General features: G+C 70.9%; 14 protein-coding genes. 5 read left to right on the forward strand and 9 right to left on the reverse strand.

Annotated elements, in window-relative coordinates; translation table 11 throughout:
- Position 1: 1 nt before the first annotated feature.
- Positions 2–1,324 carry a cation:dicarboxylate symporter family transporter gene (locus JOM49_RS19190; RefSeq protein ID WP_209671343.1) on the reverse strand — a complete coding sequence of 441 codons (1,323 nt, stop codon included), beginning with the start codon at positions 1,322–1,324 and terminating at the stop codon, positions 2–4.
- 190 nt (positions 1,325–1,514) lie between these two features.
- On the opposite strand from JOM49_RS19190, the gene JOM49_RS19195 reads away from it, so the two are divergent.
- The 4 genes from JOM49_RS19195 (at position 1,515) to JOM49_RS19210 (ending at position 5,287) form a co-directional block, all read left to right on the forward strand.
- A complete protein-coding gene (locus tag JOM49_RS19195) occupies positions 1,515–3,107 on the forward strand; it encodes an ATP-binding protein (RefSeq protein ID WP_308158792.1) in 1,593 nt (530 codons plus the stop codon).
- Positions 3,104–3,775, forward strand: a complete 672-nt coding sequence (locus JOM49_RS19200; RefSeq protein WP_209665660.1) for a response regulator — start codon at positions 3,104–3,106, stop codon at positions 3,773–3,775. The genes JOM49_RS19195 and JOM49_RS19200 overlap by 4 nt, the downstream gene beginning before the upstream one ends.
- 82 nt (positions 3,776–3,857) lie before the next feature.
- Positions 3,858–4,361, forward strand: a complete 504-nt coding sequence (locus tag JOM49_RS19205) for a SigE family RNA polymerase sigma factor (protein ID WP_209665661.1) — start codon at positions 3,858–3,860, stop codon at positions 4,359–4,361.
- A complete protein-coding gene (locus JOM49_RS19210; protein WP_209665662.1) occupies positions 4,358–5,287 on the forward strand; it encodes an LCP family protein in 930 nt (309 codons plus the stop codon). Before JOM49_RS19205 ends, JOM49_RS19210 begins: the two co-directional genes overlap by 4 nt.
- Here JOM49_RS19210 and JOM49_RS19215 read toward each other — a convergent pair whose 3' ends face one another.
- Entirely contained in the window at positions 5,288–6,646 is a 1,359-nt protein-coding gene (locus tag JOM49_RS19215; protein WP_209665663.1) for a serine hydrolase domain-containing protein, read from the reverse strand.
- Positions 6,647–6,747: 101 nt separating this feature from the next.
- Between JOM49_RS19215 and JOM49_RS19220 the strand changes: the two genes are divergently transcribed.
- Positions 6,748–7,470 (forward strand): TetR/AcrR family transcriptional regulator, encoded by a 723-nt coding sequence (locus JOM49_RS19220; protein ID WP_209665664.1) that lies wholly within the window; start codon positions 6,748–6,750, stop codon positions 7,468–7,470.
- A 1-nt stretch (position 7,471) separates the two neighbouring features.
- Here JOM49_RS19220 and JOM49_RS19225 read toward each other — a convergent pair whose 3' ends face one another.
- The 7 genes from JOM49_RS19225 to JOM49_RS19255 form a co-directional block, all read right to left on the reverse strand.
- The gene (locus JOM49_RS19225) at positions 7,472–8,866 is read right to left on the reverse strand and encodes a beta-N-acetylhexosaminidase (RefSeq protein ID WP_209665665.1); all 1,395 of its coding nucleotides are present in this window, start codon (positions 8,864–8,866) and stop codon (positions 7,472–7,474) included.
- Positions 8,863–9,771, reverse strand: coding sequence for a carbohydrate ABC transporter permease (locus JOM49_RS19230; RefSeq protein ID WP_209665666.1), 909 nt, complete (start codon positions 9,769–9,771; stop codon positions 8,863–8,865). Before JOM49_RS19230 ends, JOM49_RS19225 begins: the two co-directional genes overlap by 4 nt.
- Positions 9,768–10,727, reverse strand: a complete 960-nt coding sequence (locus JOM49_RS19235; protein WP_209665667.1) for a carbohydrate ABC transporter permease — start codon at positions 10,725–10,727, stop codon at positions 9,768–9,770. Before JOM49_RS19235 ends, JOM49_RS19230 begins: the two co-directional genes overlap by 4 nt.
- Before the next feature lie 7 nt (positions 10,728–10,734).
- Complete coding sequence (locus tag JOM49_RS19240; RefSeq protein ID WP_209665668.1) at positions 10,735–12,030, reverse strand: extracellular solute-binding protein; 1,296 nt, start codon at positions 12,028–12,030, stop codon at positions 10,735–10,737.
- Positions 12,031–12,192: 162 nt separating this feature from the next.
- Positions 12,193–13,320: a lactonase family protein gene (locus tag JOM49_RS19245; protein ID WP_209665669.1), complete on the reverse strand. Its 1,128-nt coding sequence runs from the start codon at positions 13,318–13,320 to the stop codon at positions 12,193–12,195.
- A 56-nt stretch (positions 13,321–13,376) separates the two neighbouring features.
- Entirely contained in the window at positions 13,377–14,774 is a 1,398-nt protein-coding gene (locus JOM49_RS19250; protein ID WP_209665670.1) for a GntP family permease, read from the reverse strand.
- Positions 14,771–16,369: an N-acyl-D-amino-acid deacylase family protein gene (locus JOM49_RS19255; RefSeq protein ID WP_209665671.1), complete on the reverse strand. Its 1,599-nt coding sequence runs from the start codon at positions 16,367–16,369 to the stop codon at positions 14,771–14,773. Before JOM49_RS19255 ends, JOM49_RS19250 begins: the two co-directional genes overlap by 4 nt.
- Positions 16,370–16,371: the final 2 nt, after the last annotated feature.

Here is a 16,371-nt window from a genome sequence, read left to right on the forward strand (position 1 = left end):
GCTAGCTCACCGCCGCGGGCTCCCGCTGCGGCGGCGTGGCTTCGTCGCCGCCGGCGGGTTTGTGGTCGTCGACCAGGGTGGCTTCGTTGAACGGGTCCTCCCCGCCGAACACCCGCTGTGCCTGGGTGCGGTCGAACTCCTTGGTCCACGAGCCGATCAGCACGGTGGCCACCGCGTTGCCGGCGAAGTTGGTCACCGCGCGGGCTTCGGACATGAACCGGTCGATGCCGAGGATGAAACCGACGCCGTCGACCAGTTCCGGCCGGTGCGACTGCAGGCCACCGGCCAGCGTGGCGATACCGGCGCCGCTGACCCCGGCCGCGCCCTTGGACGCGATGATCATGAACACCAGCAGGGAGATCTGCTCGGTGACCGGCAGCGGGCTGCCCTGCGCGGTGGCGATGAACAGCGTCGCCATGGTCAGGTAGATCGCGGTGCCGTCGAGGTTGAACGAGTACCCGGTGGGCACGGTGATGCCGACGACCGGCTTGCTCACCCCGAGGTGCTCCATCTTCGCGATCAGCCGCGGCAGCGCCGATTCCGACGACGAGGTGGACACGATCAGCAGGAACTCGCGGCCGAGGTAACGCAGGAGCGAGAACAGGTTGACCCGGGCGCCGAACCACAGCACGGAGCCGAGCACGACGAACACGAACAGCAGGCAGGTGGCGTAGAAGCCGAGCATGATCACCGCGAGGCTCTTCAGCGCGTCCCAGCCGGTTTCGCCGACCACCGCGGCGATGGCGCCGAACGCGCCGATCGGCGCGGCCCACATGATCATCGCCAGGATCCGGAACACCAGCCGCTGGATGTGCTCGATGCCGCGCAGCACCGGCTCGCCGACGCGGCCCATCTTCTGCAGCGCGAACCCGGTGAGCAGGGCGACCAGCAGCGTCTGCAGCACCGAGCCTTCGGTGAACGCCGAGACCAGGCTCTCCGGGATGATGCCCAGCAGGAAGTCGACGGTGCCCTCGGAACCTTCCGCCTGCTGCTGCGCCTTCGCGGCGGCCTCCGGGGACAGGCTCAGGCCCTCGCCCGGGTGCAGGATGTTGCCCACGACCAGGCCGATCGCCAGCGCGAAGGTGGACATCGCGAGGAAGTAGACGATGGCCATCAGGCCGACCTTGCCGACGCTGGCGGCCTTGGCCACCGAGCCGATGCCGAGCACGATCGTGCAGAAGATGATCGGCGAGATCATCATCTTGATCAGGTTCACGAAGCCGGTGCCGAGCGGCTTGAGCTCCTTGGCCACGTCCGGCGCGGCGAAGCCGAGTACCACGCCGAGCACGACGGCCGCGATCACGGCGAGGTAGAGGTAGTGCATCCGGTCCCGGCGCTGGGCGGGCGGAGCCGAACCGGCTGTGGTCGTCGGTGATGGCACCGTTGCCTCCAGGTTGCGTCAAGGTTTCCGGTGACTATGCGCACCCGGGTGAGCGGCGTCACGGTTGTGTTCATTTCGTTCACGAACCGCGCCACATCGACGCCCCGCGCGGCGGGTGTGCTGGTATGTGGGCGTGTCGAACCGGTGGAGCCTCGCGCGCCAGCTCCTGCTCGTGCAGGTGGTGCTGGTCGCGGTGCTGGTCGGCGGCGGGGTGACACTGGCCTATGTGGACGCCGAACGGGCCACCGAGGACCGCGCGACCGAGGAGGTCACCACGGTGGCGGTCACCGTGGCGGACTCGCCGAGCGTGCGGACCGCGGTGCTGGGGCCGGACCCGAGCGCCGAGCTGCAGCCGTTCGCCGAACGGGTCCGCGCGGACACCGGGGTCGACTTCATCACGATCATGGACACCGGCGGCATCCGGTACACCCACCCGAATCCGGCGCTGATCGGGCAGCCGTTCGTCGGCAACACCGCCGCCGCGTTGCGGGGTGAGACCTTCACCGAGACCTACACCGGCACGCTGGGGCCGTCCATGCGCGTGGTGGTGCCGGTGGAAGCCGAGCCGGGGCGGGTCATCGCGCTGGTCAGCGTCGGCATCACGGTCAGCGCGCTCAGCGCGGAACTGCGCGAGCGGGTGCTCACCGTGCTCGCCGTGGCCGGACTGGTGCTCGCGGTCGGGTTCGCCGCCAGCCTGCTGGTGAGCGCGCGGCTCAAACGGCAGACGCGGGGGGTGGCGCCCGCCGAGCTGAGCGCGATGTTCGACTACCACGAGGCCGTGCTGCACGCCGTCCGCGAAGGGCTGGTGCTGATCGATTCCCGGGGGAAGATCGCGTTGATCAACGACGGCGCGCGGACCCTGCTCGGCCTGCCGCCGGACGTGCAGGGCACTCCGGTCGCCGAGGCCGGGCTCCCCGAGGAACTGACCGCCGCGCTGCTCTCCGGTGAACCGCGGGCCGACGAGATCCACGTGACCGAAACCGGCGTGCTGCTGCTCAGCGCGCAGCCGGTGCGGTCGCGCGAGCGCTCGCTCGGCAGTGTCGTGACCCTTCGCGACCACACCCAGTTGCAGACGCTGACCGGTGAGCTGGACACCGTGCGCAGCTTCGCCGAGTCGCTGCGGTCGCAGGCCCACGAGTCGGCGAACCGGCTGCACACGGTGGTCTCACTGGTGGAGATGGGCGAGCCGGAGGAAGCCGTGCGGTTCGCCACCGCCGAACTGGAGATCGCGCAGCAGCTGACCGATCAGGTGGTCGGCGCGGTCTCCGAACCGGTGATCGCGGCCCTGCTGCTGGGCAAGGCGGCCGAAGCCAGTGAACGCGGTGCCGAACTGGTGCTCACCCCGGACACCGCGATGGACTCCGGCACCGGCGGGCTGGACACCCGCGATCTGGTGACCATCCTCGGCAACCTGGTCGACAACGCGATCGACGCGGCGATCGCCGGTGCGAGCCAGGGCAGGCCGACGGTTTCGGTCACCGTGCGCCAGGAGCACGGCGAACTGCTGCTGCGGGTCGCCGACACCGGGCCGGGCGTCGACCCGGACAGCGCCGAGCAGGTGTTCCGCCGCGGCTGGACGAGCAAGCCCGCCGAGGGACCGGCCGGGCGCGGGCTGGGGCTGGCGCTGGTCGGGCAGGCGGTGCGCCGCCACGGCGGCACGATCGGGATCTCCCGTGACGTCGGCGCGGTGTTCACCGTCCGGCTGCCGGTGCGGGGTCGCGGATGATCCGGGTGCTGGTGGTCGAGGACGACCCGGTGGTGGCCGAGGCGCACCGGCGGTACGTCGAACGCGTCGCGGGCTTCACCGTGGTCGCCGTGGTGCACTCCGGCGGGGACGCGCTGCGGACCTGCGAGCGGATGCCGGTGGACCTGGTGCTGCTGGACTTCTTCCTGCCGGACAGCCACGGCCTGGCGGTGTGCCGGGCGCTGCGGGCGGCCGGGGTCGCGGTCGACGTGATCGCGGTGACCTCCGCGCGGGACCTGGCCGTGGTCAAGGCGGCGGTGTCCGTGGGCGTGGTGCAGTACCTGCTCAAGCCGTTCACCTTCGCCTCGCTGCGGGAGAAGCTGGAGCGGTACGCGCGGTTCCGCGACCGGTTCGCCGAGTCCGGCGAGGTCAGCGGACAGGCCGATGTGGACGGGGTACTGGCGACCCTGCGCTCGCCGGACCACCACGCGCTGCCCAAGGGCATGAGCGCGCAGACGCTGGAGGCGATCACCGAGGCGCTGGCCACGGCGGGAGAGGGGTTGTCCGCGGGCGCGGCGGCCACGGTGGTCGGCGTGTCGCGCGTGACCGCGCGGCGGTACCTGGAGTACCTGGCCGACAGCGGCCTGGCCCGGCGGGAACCGCACTACGGGCAGGTCGGCAGGCCGGAGGTCTGGTACCGCCCGGCGTGACGCCGGTCACAGTATTCAACAATCCGGGCTTCTGCCGGGGTTTCCCGTTCGCCCCACTCGAACCAGGCAGAAGGGAGCTGTGGTGCCGGACGGATTCGACCAGTTCGCCGCCGATCGGCTCGATCGGCTGCTGCGGTACGCCACCGCGGTGACCTGCGACCGCCACCTCGCCCAGGACATCGTGCAGGACGTGCTGCTGCGCGTGCAGCGCCGCTGGTCCCGGATCGAACAGCTGGACGCGCCCTACCTCTACGTCAAGCGGATGGTGACCAACGAGTACCTGTCGTGGCGTCACCGCCGCGCCGCCAGGGACATCGCGTCCTCCCTGGGCACCCTCGACGCGCTGACCCCGCCGGCGGGCGATCCGGCGGTCCGGCACGCCGAGCGCGACGCGATGCGCGTCCGGATCGCGGTGCTGCCGCGCCGCCAGCGCGCGGCGATCGTGCTGCGCTTCTACGAGGACTGCACGGACCAGGAGATCGCCCAGGTACTCGGCTGCACGGAAAGCACCGTGCGCAGCCACATCTCCCGCGCGCTCGCCACGCTGCGCGCGGACGCCCGGATTCCAGCGGAGGTGCCGCGATGACCGACGAACAACTGATCCGCCAGGCGATCGCCGACCAGGCGGGGCAGGCGCCGCCCGCCGAGGAGGTGCTGGCCGGGCTGCGGGAGAAGCGCCGCCGCCGCCCGGTCCTGCCGGTGGTGGCGGCCGCGCTCGTGGTGGCCGCCGGGCTCGTCGCGGCCTTCCTGGTCGCCGGACCGTCCGCCACCCCGGACGCACCGGTCGCCGCGGCACCCACCGAGACGGACGTCCTGCTGATCGGGGCGGACGAATCGGGGCGCGCCGACGCGATCCTGCTGGCCCGGCTGGACACGAAGGGGGTGCTGCGGGCGGTTTCCCTGCCGCGCGACACGTGGACGGGCGAGGAAAAACTCAGTCAGATCTTCGCCGCCCGGGGTGTCGACGGCCTGGTCGAGGCGGTGCAGGCGCTGACCGGGGTCCGGCCCGGCCACCACGCGGTGCTCGACGCGGCGGGGTTCGTCCGGCTGAGCGACGCGGTCGGCGGAGTCGAAGTCTGCCTGCGGCACCCGGCCGACGATCCACGCAGCGGGGCGCGGTTCCCGGCCGGGAAGCAGACCCTTTCCGGTGACCACGCACTGGCTTTCCTGCGACAGCGGGCCGGGCTGCCCAACGGCGACCTCGACCGCGCGGCCCGGCAGCGCGCGTTCCTGCAGAGCCTGACCACCAAGCTCGCCGGGTCCACACTGGACTACCGCAAGCTGGCGGCAGGCAACCTGCGCACCGATCCGGACTGGGACCTCGCGGACTTCGCCGCCCGGGTCGACGCGGCGGGCGACATGGGGGTGATCCCCGTGCTCCGGTCCGCGGAGACCGGCGCCGGTTCGGTGCTGGAGGTGGACCCGGTCGCGGTGAAGTCCTTCGTGGACGGATTCTTCGCCGGTGCGCCGGGGAGCGGCGGCCAGGGTGGCGCCGCCCCCTGCGTCAACTGATCACGCCCGTGGGGCGGCCCGCATGCCGGAGTAGAGGCAGAGGGTGCCGTCGGGCAGGGTGGCGAACACGATCGGCATCCAGTCCCCGGCGAAGGCCCCGAGCCCGGGCGCGGCGAACACGGTCTCCGACACCGGCACCAGGTCCAGCTCCATCGGCGGCGCGAAGTGCGCCATGCCGCCGACGAAGGCGTACCGCAGGTGCGGCTTGCCGTCGCGCTCGGACACGGTCAGCTCCACGCCCTCGCGCAGGTAGGTGCCGTGGTAGCGGTCGAAGTCGACCACCGGCGGCTGCTCGGCGACCCCGAAGGCGGCGGGCATCCGCGCGCCGGCCAGTTCGCCGAGCAGCTCGCCGAAGAGGTCCGCGTAGAGGTGCCGGGAGTGACCGCCGTTGGCCAGCAGCACGGCGATCACCCCGGCCTGGGGGAACACCCGGAGATAGGAGTACTGCCCGGTGGCCGCGCCGTCGTGGCCGTAACCGGTGACGCCGTCCCAGTCGTAGAGCGTCCAGCCCAGGCCCCAGCCGTCGGAGCTGACCGTCCACCGGTCCGGCACGTCGACCGCGTGCCGCTGCATCCCGGTCACGGTCCCGGCCTCGAGCAGCCGGGTGCCGTCCGGCGCGGTGCCGCCGTCGAGGTGCATGCGGGCCAGCCGGACCACGTCGGCGGCGGTGGAGCACAGCGTGCCGCCGTAGGGGCCGCCCGAGCGCGGGATCAGCGTCCACGACGGCATCGGCTCGTCGCCTTCGTGACCCATCGCGGCACGGAACCGCAGGACGTCCTCGGGCAGGGTGACCGAGCTGGTCATGCCGAGCGGGGTGAGCAGGCGGTCCCGGAGCGCGTCGTCCCAGGTCTGGCCGGTGAGCACCTCGATGATCCGGCCGAGGACGTTGTACCCGGTGCTGCTGTAGGAGATCGCCGCGCCGGGGGCCACGTCCTGGGTGACTTCGTGGCACGCGTCGACGTAACGGGCCAGGCAGTCGTCCCCGCGGCCGGTGTCCAGGGTGAAGTCGCCGCTGATGCCGCTGGTGTGGGTGAGCAGCTGGCGCGGGGTGACGGTCTTGGTCGCCTCGGCGTCGGCCACCGCGAAGTCCGGCAGCACCTCGCGGACCGGTGCGTCGAGGTCCAGCAGCCCGGCGTCGGCGAGCTGCATGACCAGGGTCGCGGTGTGCACCTTGGTCACCGAGCCGAGCTGGAACACCGAATCGGTGGTGGCCTCGACGCCGGTGCCGCGGTGCAGCACGCCGCTGGCCAGCTCGTGGATCTCGCCATCGGCCAGCACGGCGAGCGAGGCGCCGGGCACCTGGTGGGCCGCGCGCAGCTCGTCGAACCGTGCCTGCCAGCGGGTGCGATCGAAAGTCATGTCCTACTCCTGTGCTTGCGTACGTTGTTCTCCTGTTGCGCACACTGTACGCATGAGGATCAACGTACGTCAATGCGCACACCGTGCGCTAGGCTGAGGGCATGGCAGGTGACAAGCAGGCGATCCCCTCGGTGTGGACGCGGCCGCGTCGCGGCCGGGAGCAGCCGGCCCTGAGCCGGGAGCAGATCGTCGCCGAGGCGGTCCGGCTGCTCGACGCCGACGGGCTGGAGGCGCTGAGCATGCGCACGCTCGGCACCCGCCTCGGGGCCGGGGCGACCTCGCTCTACCGGCACGTGGCGAACAAGGACGAGCTGATCGAGCTGGTCGTGGACGAGGTCTACGGCGAGATCGAGGTGCCGTCCGGCGGTGAGTGGCGTGCGGTGGCGCGGGGCTGCGCGCAGAGCATCCGGTCGATGATCGTGCGCCACCCGTGGATCGCCTCGGCGCTCGGCCAGGTCGGGTTGTCCTACCTGGGGCCGAACGTGATGCGGTTGAACGACGGCATGCTCGGCATCTTCGAGTCGGCCGGGTTCACCCTGGCCGAGGCGGACCGCGCGCTGGGCGCGATGGTCTCCTACGTGATCGGCATGGGCATCACCGAGGCGGCGTGGCTGACCATGCTCGCGCGCAGCGGGAAGACCGAGCAGGAGTGGGGCGACTACCTGCGGCCGACCGTGGAAGCGGCGGCGGAACCCTATCCACGCCTGAAGAAACTGTTCGGCGAGACCACCACGTACGAAGATCCGGGTGAGGCGCGGGAGGACAGCTTCGGCTACGGCCTCGAGCGCATGCTCGACGGCCTCGAAAGCCGCCTGAGCCGCTGACCTAGCGGGGGCGGCCCGGGACGCCGGGGCGGGTCTGCCACGGGTGTGGCCCGGCGAGCGGGCGGTACTCGACGCCGAGCGCGTCCAGTCGCGGCAGGTGGGATTCCGTCAGCCTCGCGGAGAACTCGTCGAAGTCACGCGGGCCGGTGGACCACACGACCTCCGCGAACGCGCACAGCCGCGGGAACGCCGCGTAGTCCACGCGCCGCACCGAATCGAGGTGCTCGGTCCACACCTGGGCCTGTGCCCCGAGCACCCGCGGACGCGCGCTTTCGGGCATTTCGGCTGGATACGGCTCGTAGGCGTAGACGTCCGCGAGCGTGCGCAGGTAACCGACCGGGATCGGCTCGTCCGGGTGGTCCGACTGGCGGTGGTCCAGGTAGACGTGCTGTTCCGGGCACATCACCACGTCGTGGCCCTGGGCCGCCGCGAGCACCCCGGCTTCCTCACCGCGCCAGGAACCGATGATCGCCGAGGTCGCCGGCTTGCCGTCGAGGATCTCGTCCCAGCCGAGCGCCCGCCGTCCGCGGGCTTCGAGGTGTTCGATCACCCGGTCGACGAACCACGCGTGCCGCTCGGTCGCGCCGGGCACCTCGTCCCCGCCGATCGCGATCACCTCGCTGGGGAAGATCTCCAGCACCGCGTCGAACACCCGCCGATAGAAGTCCACAGTGGACTCGGTGGGGTCCAGCAGGCGCGGGTTGATCCCCCACGAGGTCCACACCTCGACCGGCTCGCCGCCACCCAGTTCCGGGTACGCGGCGATGGCCGCCTGTGAATGCCCTGGCACGTCGATCTCCGGCACCACGGTGATGTGCCGCTCGGCCGCGTAGGCGACGATCTCACGCAGGTCGTCGACGGTGTAGAAACCGCCGTGCGGGCGGCCGTCGCGTTCCGGCCCGTCGTGCCTGCCGACCATCGACTCGTGGCGCCAGGCGCCGACCGAGGTCAGCCGCGGGAAGCCCGGGATCTCCACCCGCCAGCCCTGGTCGTCGGTCAGGTGGAAGTGCAGCACGTTGAGCTTGTGCGCGGCGAGCAGGTCGACGAACCGCAGCACCTCGGCCTTGGTGCGGAAGTTGCGTGCCACGTCGAGCAGGCACCCGCGCCACGAGAACCGGGGGTGGTCGGCCACCACGCCGCACGGCACCTCGGCCGAGGCGAAACCGGCGGCCCGGAACGCGGACGGCCCACGCAACTGCCGCAGCGTCTCCATGCCGTAGAACCGGCCGGCCGCGTCGGAAGCGCTGAGCGTGATCGCCTCCGGGGTGATCTCCAGCCGGTACCCCTCCGCGGGCAGCCCGGCGTCGTCCCGGTGCCTCACCGTATCCACAGTGGACACCCCAGGCGCCGGGGTCACCGAGACCGGGCGGGGGAGCAGTCCGCCGAAGCCGGTCACCCCTTCACCGCCCCCGCCATGCCGGACACCAGTTTCCGCTGCACCAGCAGGAAGAACACCAGCACCGGGATGGTCATCAGCGTGGACCCCGCCATGATCGCGCCCCAGTCGTTCTCCTCCGGCTTGAAGAACACCAGGATGCCCAGCGGCAGCGTCTGGTTGCTGGTGTCGGAGATGATGAAGGTCTTGGCGAACAGGAAGTCGTTCCAGGCGTGGATGAACGAGAGCACGCTGGTCGCCACCAGACCGGGCGCCACCAGCGGGAACAGGATCTGCCAGGTGAACCGGAACCGGCTGGCGCCGTCCACGGTGGCGGCTTCCTCCAGTTCCGCGGGCACCGCGGCGACGAACCCGCGCAGCATCCAGATCGCGAACGGCAGGGTGAAGGCCAGGTGCACCAGCACCAGCGACCCCAGTTCGTTCAGCCCGAACGCGGGTGCCACGTCCCCGACCGAGCGCATCAGGAAGAACAGCGGGATGGTCAGCGCCTCGATCGGCACCATCTGCGCCACCAGCAACATCACCAGCAGCACCGTGCGGCCCTTGAAGTGGAACCGGGTCAGCGCCACCGCGGCCAGGAAGGACAGCAGCATGGACAGCGCGACCACCACCACCGCGACGATCACGCTGTTGACGAAGTAGCGGCCCAGCCCGGCCGAACCCAGCACCCGCTCGAAGCTGTCGAAGCTGGGGGAGAAGGTCCACGGCCGCGGGTTCGCCGACTGGATCTCCCCGGCCGGCTTGAGCGCCGAGAGCACCATCCAGTACAGCGGGAAGGCCACGATCCCGGCCACCACCACGGTGATGATCTCCGCGATCAGCCTGCCCGGCCGCTGGGCGCGCCGCCGCCGCGGTGCCCGGGTTTCGGTCCGCACCACCGGCGGCGCGGTCGCCGTCGCCGTCATAACAGCCCCGCTTCCCGCTTCTGCGAACGGACGTAGAGCGTGGTGATCGACAGCAGCAGCACCGTCATCACCACGCCGATGGCCGCGCCGAGGCCGTAGTCGGCCCCGGCGAACGCCTCCTGGTAGGCGTAGACGTTGAGCACCAGGTTCCGCCCGGCCAGCCCGCCGCCGTTGGTCATCACGTAGATCTGGGTGAACACCTTGAAATCCCAGATGATCGACTGGATGGTGGCGATCATCAGCACCGGCCGCAGGATCGGCAGCATGATCGAGGTGGCGATCTTCGTCCACGAAGCACCGTCCAAAGTGGCCGCTTCGAGCACCTCCTCCGGGATCGCCTTGATCCCGGCGTACATGGTGATCATCACGAACGGGAACGAGCACCAGATCACCTCGGCGGCGACCAGCCCGAACGCGCTGTAGGTGTCGAAGGTCCACGAGTGCCGTGCCATGGACTCGAAGCCCAGGCCGGAGAGCACCTCGTTGACCAGCCCGAAGTCGGTGTCGAAGAGGAACAGCCAGATGTAGGACCCGGCCAGCGCCGGGGTCGCCCACGCGCCGAGCGCGGCGATGAACAGCAGCATGCGCGGCAGCGCGCGCACCCGGCTGGCCAGCACCGCGAGCGTGGTGCCGACCAGCAGGCTGCCGACCACGCAGACCCCGGCGAACCCGACGGTCTTCGCCAGCACCGTCCAGAACTGCGCTTCACCCAGCAGCTTCGCGTAGTTGTCGAACCCGATGAACTCCAGCGGCGCGCGACCGGCCGCCTGCGCCTGGCCGTAGTCGTAGAACGAGATCAGCACCAGCTGGTAGATCGGGTACGCCAGGATCGCGAGCAGCAGGATCGCCGCGGGCAGCAGGTAGATCGCCGCCGCCCGCCCGTCGCCGCGCCTGCGGGACGGGCGAGCGGCACCACCGCGCGGCGGTTTCGTCACCGGGAGGATCTGCGTGGCCATCGGGCTCCTAAGAACCGAACGCGTTGTTCATGCGCTCGCTCGCCCCGGCCAGCGCGCCGTCGATGTTCTGCTCCCCGGTGACGATCTGCTGCACCGCGGTGGGCAGGATCTTCTGGGCGTCGATCTTCGACCAGGCCGGGGTGGCCGGCACGAACTTGGTGCCCGCGGTCAGCGTGTCCGCGAAGGGCTTGAGGAACGGGTCGGTGGCGGCCAGCTGCTGCTGGACGCTGCCGAGCGTGGGCAGGTTCCCCATCGCGGTGTACATCTTGGCCTGGTACTTGGCGCTGCCCAGCAGCTGGGTGAACTGCACGGCCAGGGTCTTGCGCTTGGTCGCGCCGAACACGCCGAGCAGGTTGCCACCGGCGAAGGCCGGGGCGATCGAGCCCGGGTCCTTGCCCGGCAGCGGCACCACCGCGTACTTGTCCTTCATGCCTTCTTCGACGGCCTTGCGGTTGAAGTCACCGCCGACGGTCATGCCCGCCTTGCCCCCGGAGAACGCCTGCACGCTCTGCGTCCCGGTCAGGTTGGCGCACTGCTCCGGCGGGCAGATGTCCGGCTTGATCAGGTCGGCGTAGGCGGAGACGCCCGCCTTCGCCTCACCCGAGGTGAGCGAGGCCGACCAGCGCTCGCCGTCCTGGCGGGCGATCTCGCCGCCGTTGGCCCACAGGAACGGCAGCATCGCGTAGGTGTACTGGCCGCCGACGGAGATGCCGTAGAGGTCCGGCTTCGCCTGGCGGATCTTGCGCGCGGTCTCGGTCAGCTCCGCGATCGACTTCGGCGGCTGCAGGCCGAGCTCGGCGAACACGTCGGTCCGGTAGTACAGCGCGCGGACGCCGGTGAACCACGGCAGGCCGTAGACCTTGCCGTCCACTTTGGCCGTGTCGAGCACGGTCGGCAGCAGGTCGGCGCCCTCGGACCAGCCCTGGACGTCGGCGGTCAGGTCGGCGAAGGCACCGGTCTCGGCGTAGCTCGCCGCGTCGGTGTTGCCGAACTCGGCGACGTCGGGCGCGTTGTTCGGGTCGTTGAAGGCACCGGAGAACTTGTCGGCGCGGCCCTCGACCGCGACCCACTGCACCTCGACGTCCACGCCGGGGTGCGCGGCCTCGAACTCGGCGATCGCCTCGTTCACCACGGCTTCCTTGGGCTGGCGCTTGGCTTCGTCGAACAACCACACCCGCAGCGGGCCGGTCTGCTCGTCCCCGCCCTGGCTCGGGCCGGCGGACTGGGTGGGCGCGCACGCGGAGGCGGTGAGCCCCGCGGCCAGCGCCACCGCCGCGAACACGCGGCTGAGTCTTCTGTTCATCAAGCACTCCGTTGCACTATTCGCAATGGGCGTTTCGCTATTAGCAACGAATCGTAGGTGGGCACCGACCCCCACACAAGGGTCTAGACCACCTGGGCAAGTGCTAGGAGTGGGGCATTACTTGCATCGAATGCAAGTAATGCCCCATTCATAGCGTTCGAGTTACCGGAAGAGCACGAAGGCGACGTGGTTCACCGTCAGCGAGCCCGCCGGTTTGCCCAGCAGGCCGGTCGCCGGGTCACGCGGCAGCCAGGTCACCGTGTTCGACCGCTGGTTCGCCACGTAGACCCACTTCTCGCTCGGGTCCAGGGTGAAGTGGCGCGGCCAGGCCCCACCGGTCTTGACGTTCTCGCCGATCCGCTTGAGCTGCGCACCCGCCGCGCCGACGCCGAAGGTGGCGATGGTGTCCTCACCGCGGTTCGAGGCGTAGACGAACCGGCCGTCCTTCGAGATGGCGATCTCCGCCGGGTACTGGGGTACCGGCGCGGACGACGGGACGGTCGGCACCACGGCACCGGCGGTGAGCTTGCCGGCGTTCGAGTCCCACGCGGCGACGGTGATCTCCGCGCGCAGCTCGCCGAGGATGTAGGCGTACCGGCCGTTCGGGTGGAACACCAGGTGCCGCGGCCCGGCCCCCGACGGCAGCTTGAGCTGCTGGTGCTGCGTGAGCTTCCCGGTGCCCTGGTCCAGCTTGTACACGTAGACCGAGTCCGCGCCCAGGTCGACCGCGACCACCCAGCGGCCGCTGGGATCGGTCACCACCTGATGGGCGTGGGCTTCTCGCTCCGCGCCGACGTGCTTGACCACGTCGGTCGGCGCGCCGAGCGTGCCGCCGCCCTGGATCGGCAGCACGGACACCGTGCCGTCGGTGTAGTTCGCGGCCAGCACGTACCGCCCGCCGGGGTGCACCGACAGGTGCGTGGTCCCGGCGCCCTTGACCGGCTGGGTGCCGAGCACCTTCGGCGGGTTGCCCGCGCTCAGCGTGGTCACCCGGCCGTCCGGCACCAGCTCGTTGGTCGAGTACAGCTTGTCCTTGGCCACCGCCAGCCACGACGCGTCGTCCACGCCGGGCACGGTCGCGCCCAGCGTCAGCGCCGGGCCGCTGCCCCGGGTGGCCACCTGGAGGCCGGCCCCGGGGGGCTCACCCCAGGTGGTGTAACTGCCCAGGTAGACCACGCAACCCGCCCTTTCCGTGCTCGCCGCGGCCCGCCCGGTGAGCACACCGGTCATGCCGACCGCGCCCGCCGCACCGACGGCCCCCAGAAACTTCCGGCGATCGAACCCTGCCATCCATCCACTCCTTCAGTTGTGGTGAATCGTGTTGTGGCGGCTTCACGGGGTACTGCTCAGACGAACGCCATGATCAGTGCGGCGACGGCGAAACCGGCGACCGAGAGCACGGTTTCCAGCACTGTCCACGTTTTCAGGGTGTCGGCCACCGAGATGCCGAAGTACCGCGAGACGATCCAGAACCCGCCGTCGTTGACGTGCGAGGCGATGATCGACCCGGCGGCGATGGCCACCACCAGCAGCGCCAGCTGCACCTGCGAGTAACCCAGCTCGGTGACCGTCGGCGCGATGATGCCGCTGGTGGTCACGATGGCCACGGTCGCCGAGCCCTGCGCGATGCGCATGCCGCAGCTGATCACGTAGGCGGCCAGGATCACCGGCAGCCCGGCGTCGTCCAGCGAACCGGCCACGGCCTTGCCGATGCCGGTCGCCGAGAGCACCGCGCCGAAGAACGCACCGGCGCCGACCACCAGCAGGATCATCGCCACCGGCCGCAGCGCGGTGGCGGACAGCTCGCTCAGCTGCTTGCCGGTCATGCCGCGCCGGGTGCCGAGCAGCCACGAGGCCAGCAGCACCGCGATGGTCAGCGCCACCGCCGGCGTGCCGATGAACGCGGCGATGCCGGACAGCGTCGTGGCGTCCTTGGGCAGCCAGATGCTGCCGAACGTGCCGACCAGGATCAGCACCAGCGGCACCGCGATGATGAACGCGACCAGCTTCAGCGAGGGCGGGTTCTCCTGCTCGTCGTCACCGTTCTCGACGAGCATCTCCTCGGGCACCGGCAGCACGATCTTCTTGCCGATCCACGACGAATACAGCACGCCGCCGATGAACCAGGCGGGCAGCCCGCAGATCGCGCCCATCAGGATGACCCAGCCGAGGTCCACGCCGAGCAGGCCGGCCGCGGCCACCGGACCGGGGTGCGGCGGCAGGAAGGCGTGCGTCACCGAAAGCCCGGCGAGCAGCGGCATGCAGTACAGGATGATCGACTTGCCGCCCTGCTTGGCGGCCACGTACACCAGCGGCGCCAGCACGAAGATGCCGATGTCGAAGAACACCGGGATGCCGAAGATCAACCCGGCCACGCCCATCGCCAGCGGCGCGCGCTTCTCGCCGAAGGCCCGCAGCAGCGTGGTGGTCAGTACCCGCGCGCCCCCTGACTTCTCCAGGATCGCGCCGAGCAGGGTACCGAGCCCGATGATCGCCGCGATGTGCCCGAGGATGCCGCCGAAGCCCTTCTCCAGCAGGGAGTCCGAGGCCTTCTGCGCGGAACCGACCAGCGTGCCCACCGGCACGCCCGCGGCGAGCGCGGTGAGCAGGCCCACCACGATCAGCGCGATGAACGGCTCGAGCTTGAGCTTGATGATCGCCAGCAACAGCACCGCGATGGAGAGCGCGGCGAGGGTGAGCAGACCGGCCGTGGAGTGCTGCAGCCAGTCGATGAATCCGGTCATGTGGTCGTGCTTTCTCGCTTGCGTAGTGAGTGCCCGGCGAGCGCGCCGGTGGCCCGCCCGCCGTCGATCGCGGCGACCCCGTTGACGAAGACGTACGGGATGCCGCCGGCCTGCTGCCGGGGTTCGTCGAAGGTGGCGGTGTCGGTGACGGTGTCCGGGTCGAACAGCACCAGGTCCGCGGCGTACCCCGTGCGCACGAGACCGCGATCGGCCAGGCGCAGGCGCTTCGCCGCGCGCCCGGTGAGGTGCGCGACGCAGTCGGCGAGGTCCAGCACGCCCAGTTCGCGGACGTACCTGGCCAGGTAGCGGGGGAAGGTCCCCCAGGCCCGCGGGTGCGGGCGGGCGCCGACGAGCAGGCCGTCGCTGCCGCCGGTGTGCGTGACGTGCCGCATGATCGCCTGCACGTTCTCCTCGTGCCCGACGTGCATCAGGCACGAGGTGCCGAGGCGCTCGGAAATGAGCACGTCGAAGTACAGCTCGGAGACCGGGCGCCCGGCCCACCGCGCGGATTCGGCCACGCTGTGCCCGACCAGGTGCGCGTTGTCCGGGTTCCGCACGCCGTTGATCTCGATGGCCTCCCAGTCGATCGGCACGCCGTGCGCGCCGTCCGAACCGGTTTCCTCGATCTCGACGCGGATCCGCTCGCGGGTGCCCGGATCGGCCAGCCGGTCCAGCGTCGCTTCCAGGCCGCCTTCGGCCGACCAGCTCGGCAGCAACGCGGAGAGATAGGTGGCGCCGGGCAGGTAGGGGTAGGTGTCGAGCGAGATGTCGCAGCCGTCGGCGAGCGCGTCGTCGAGCAGCGCCAGCAACTCCGGCGCGCGGCCCTTGTTCACCGAGAAGTTCATCGTCGCGTGCGCGAGGTGCAGCGGGCAGCCCGAGCGCCGCGACACGTCGACCATCTCCGCGAACGCCTCCAGCGCCCCGGCGCCGTAGCTGCGGTGGTGCGGGCTGTAGTACCCGCCGTGCGCGCCGACCACGGCACACAGGTCCACGAGTTCTTCGGTGCTGGCGTACATGCCCGGGGTGTAGGTCAGCCCGGAGGACATGCCGACCGCGCCTTCGGCCAGCCCGGTGACCAGCAGCTCGCGCATCCGGTTCAGCTCGTCCTCGGTGGCCGGGCGGTCGTCGAAGCCGACGGCCAGCATGCGCACCGAACCCTGCGGGATCAGGTACGCCGCGTTCACCGCGATGCCCTGGTCGAGCCGGTCGAGGTACTCACCGACCGAGCGCCAGTTCCAGTCGAACCCGGGCGGGTCGTCGTTCCAGCCGGCGAGCTGCGCCCGCAGCGCGGCCAGCGTCGAGTCGTCGACCGGGGCGTAGGACAGCCCGTCCTGGCCGAGCACCTCGGTGGTCACGCCCTGGGACACCTTCGCCAGGTGGTCCGGCTGCGCCAGCACCTGGATGTCCGAGTGGGAGTGCATGTCGATGAAACCGGGGGCCAGCACCAGCCCGTCGGCGTCGAGCTTCTTGCGGCCGCTGAGCGAGCCGGGCGCGCCGATCGCGGCGATGCGGCCGCCGTCGATGCCGACGTCACCGGTCTCGATCGGCGCGCCGGTGCCGTCGGCGATCCGCGCGCCGGAGATCACGAGGTCCATAA

Source organism: Amycolatopsis magusensis (genome assembly GCF_017875555.1).
GTDB classification, from domain to species: domain Bacteria; phylum Actinomycetota; class Actinomycetes; order Mycobacteriales; family Pseudonocardiaceae; genus Amycolatopsis; species Amycolatopsis magusensis.

Excerpts from the sequence above, each read along its gene's own strand:
- JOM49_RS19190 (WP_209671343.1), bottom strand. The coding sequence starts at position 1,324 with ATGCACTACCTCTACCTCGCCGTGATCGCGGCCGTCGTGCTCGGCGTG.
- JOM49_RS19200 (WP_209665660.1), top strand. The coding sequence starts at position 3,104 with ATGATCCGGGTGCTGGTGGTCGAGGACGACCCGGTGGTGGCCGAGGCG.
- JOM49_RS19210 (WP_209665662.1), top strand. The coding sequence starts at position 4,358 with ATGACCGACGAACAACTGATCCGCCAGGCGATCGCCGACCAGGCGGGG.
- JOM49_RS19215 (WP_209665663.1), bottom strand. The coding sequence starts at position 6,646 with ATGACTTTCGATCGCACCCGCTGGCAGGCACGGTTCGACGAGCTGCGC.
- JOM49_RS19220 (WP_209665664.1), top strand. The coding sequence starts at position 6,748 with ATGGCAGGTGACAAGCAGGCGATCCCCTCGGTGTGGACGCGGCCGCGT.
- JOM49_RS19230 (WP_209665666.1), bottom strand. The coding sequence starts at position 9,771 with ATGACGGCGACGGCGACCGCGCCGCCGGTGGTGCGGACCGAAACCCGG.
- JOM49_RS19235 (WP_209665667.1), bottom strand. The coding sequence starts at position 10,727 with ATGGCCACGCAGATCCTCCCGGTGACGAAACCGCCGCGCGGTGGTGCC.
- JOM49_RS19240 (WP_209665668.1), bottom strand. The coding sequence starts at position 12,030 with ATGAACAGAAGACTCAGCCGCGTGTTCGCGGCGGTGGCGCTGGCCGCG.
- JOM49_RS19245 (WP_209665669.1), bottom strand. The coding sequence starts at position 13,320 with ATGGCAGGGTTCGATCGCCGGAAGTTTCTGGGGGCCGTCGGTGCGGCG.
- JOM49_RS19250 (WP_209665670.1), bottom strand. The coding sequence starts at position 14,774 with ATGACCGGATTCATCGACTGGCTGCAGCACTCCACGGCCGGTCTGCTC.
- JOM49_RS19255 (WP_209665671.1), bottom strand. The coding sequence starts at position 16,369 with ATGGACCTCGTGATCTCCGGCGCGCGGATCGCCGACGGCACCGGCGCG.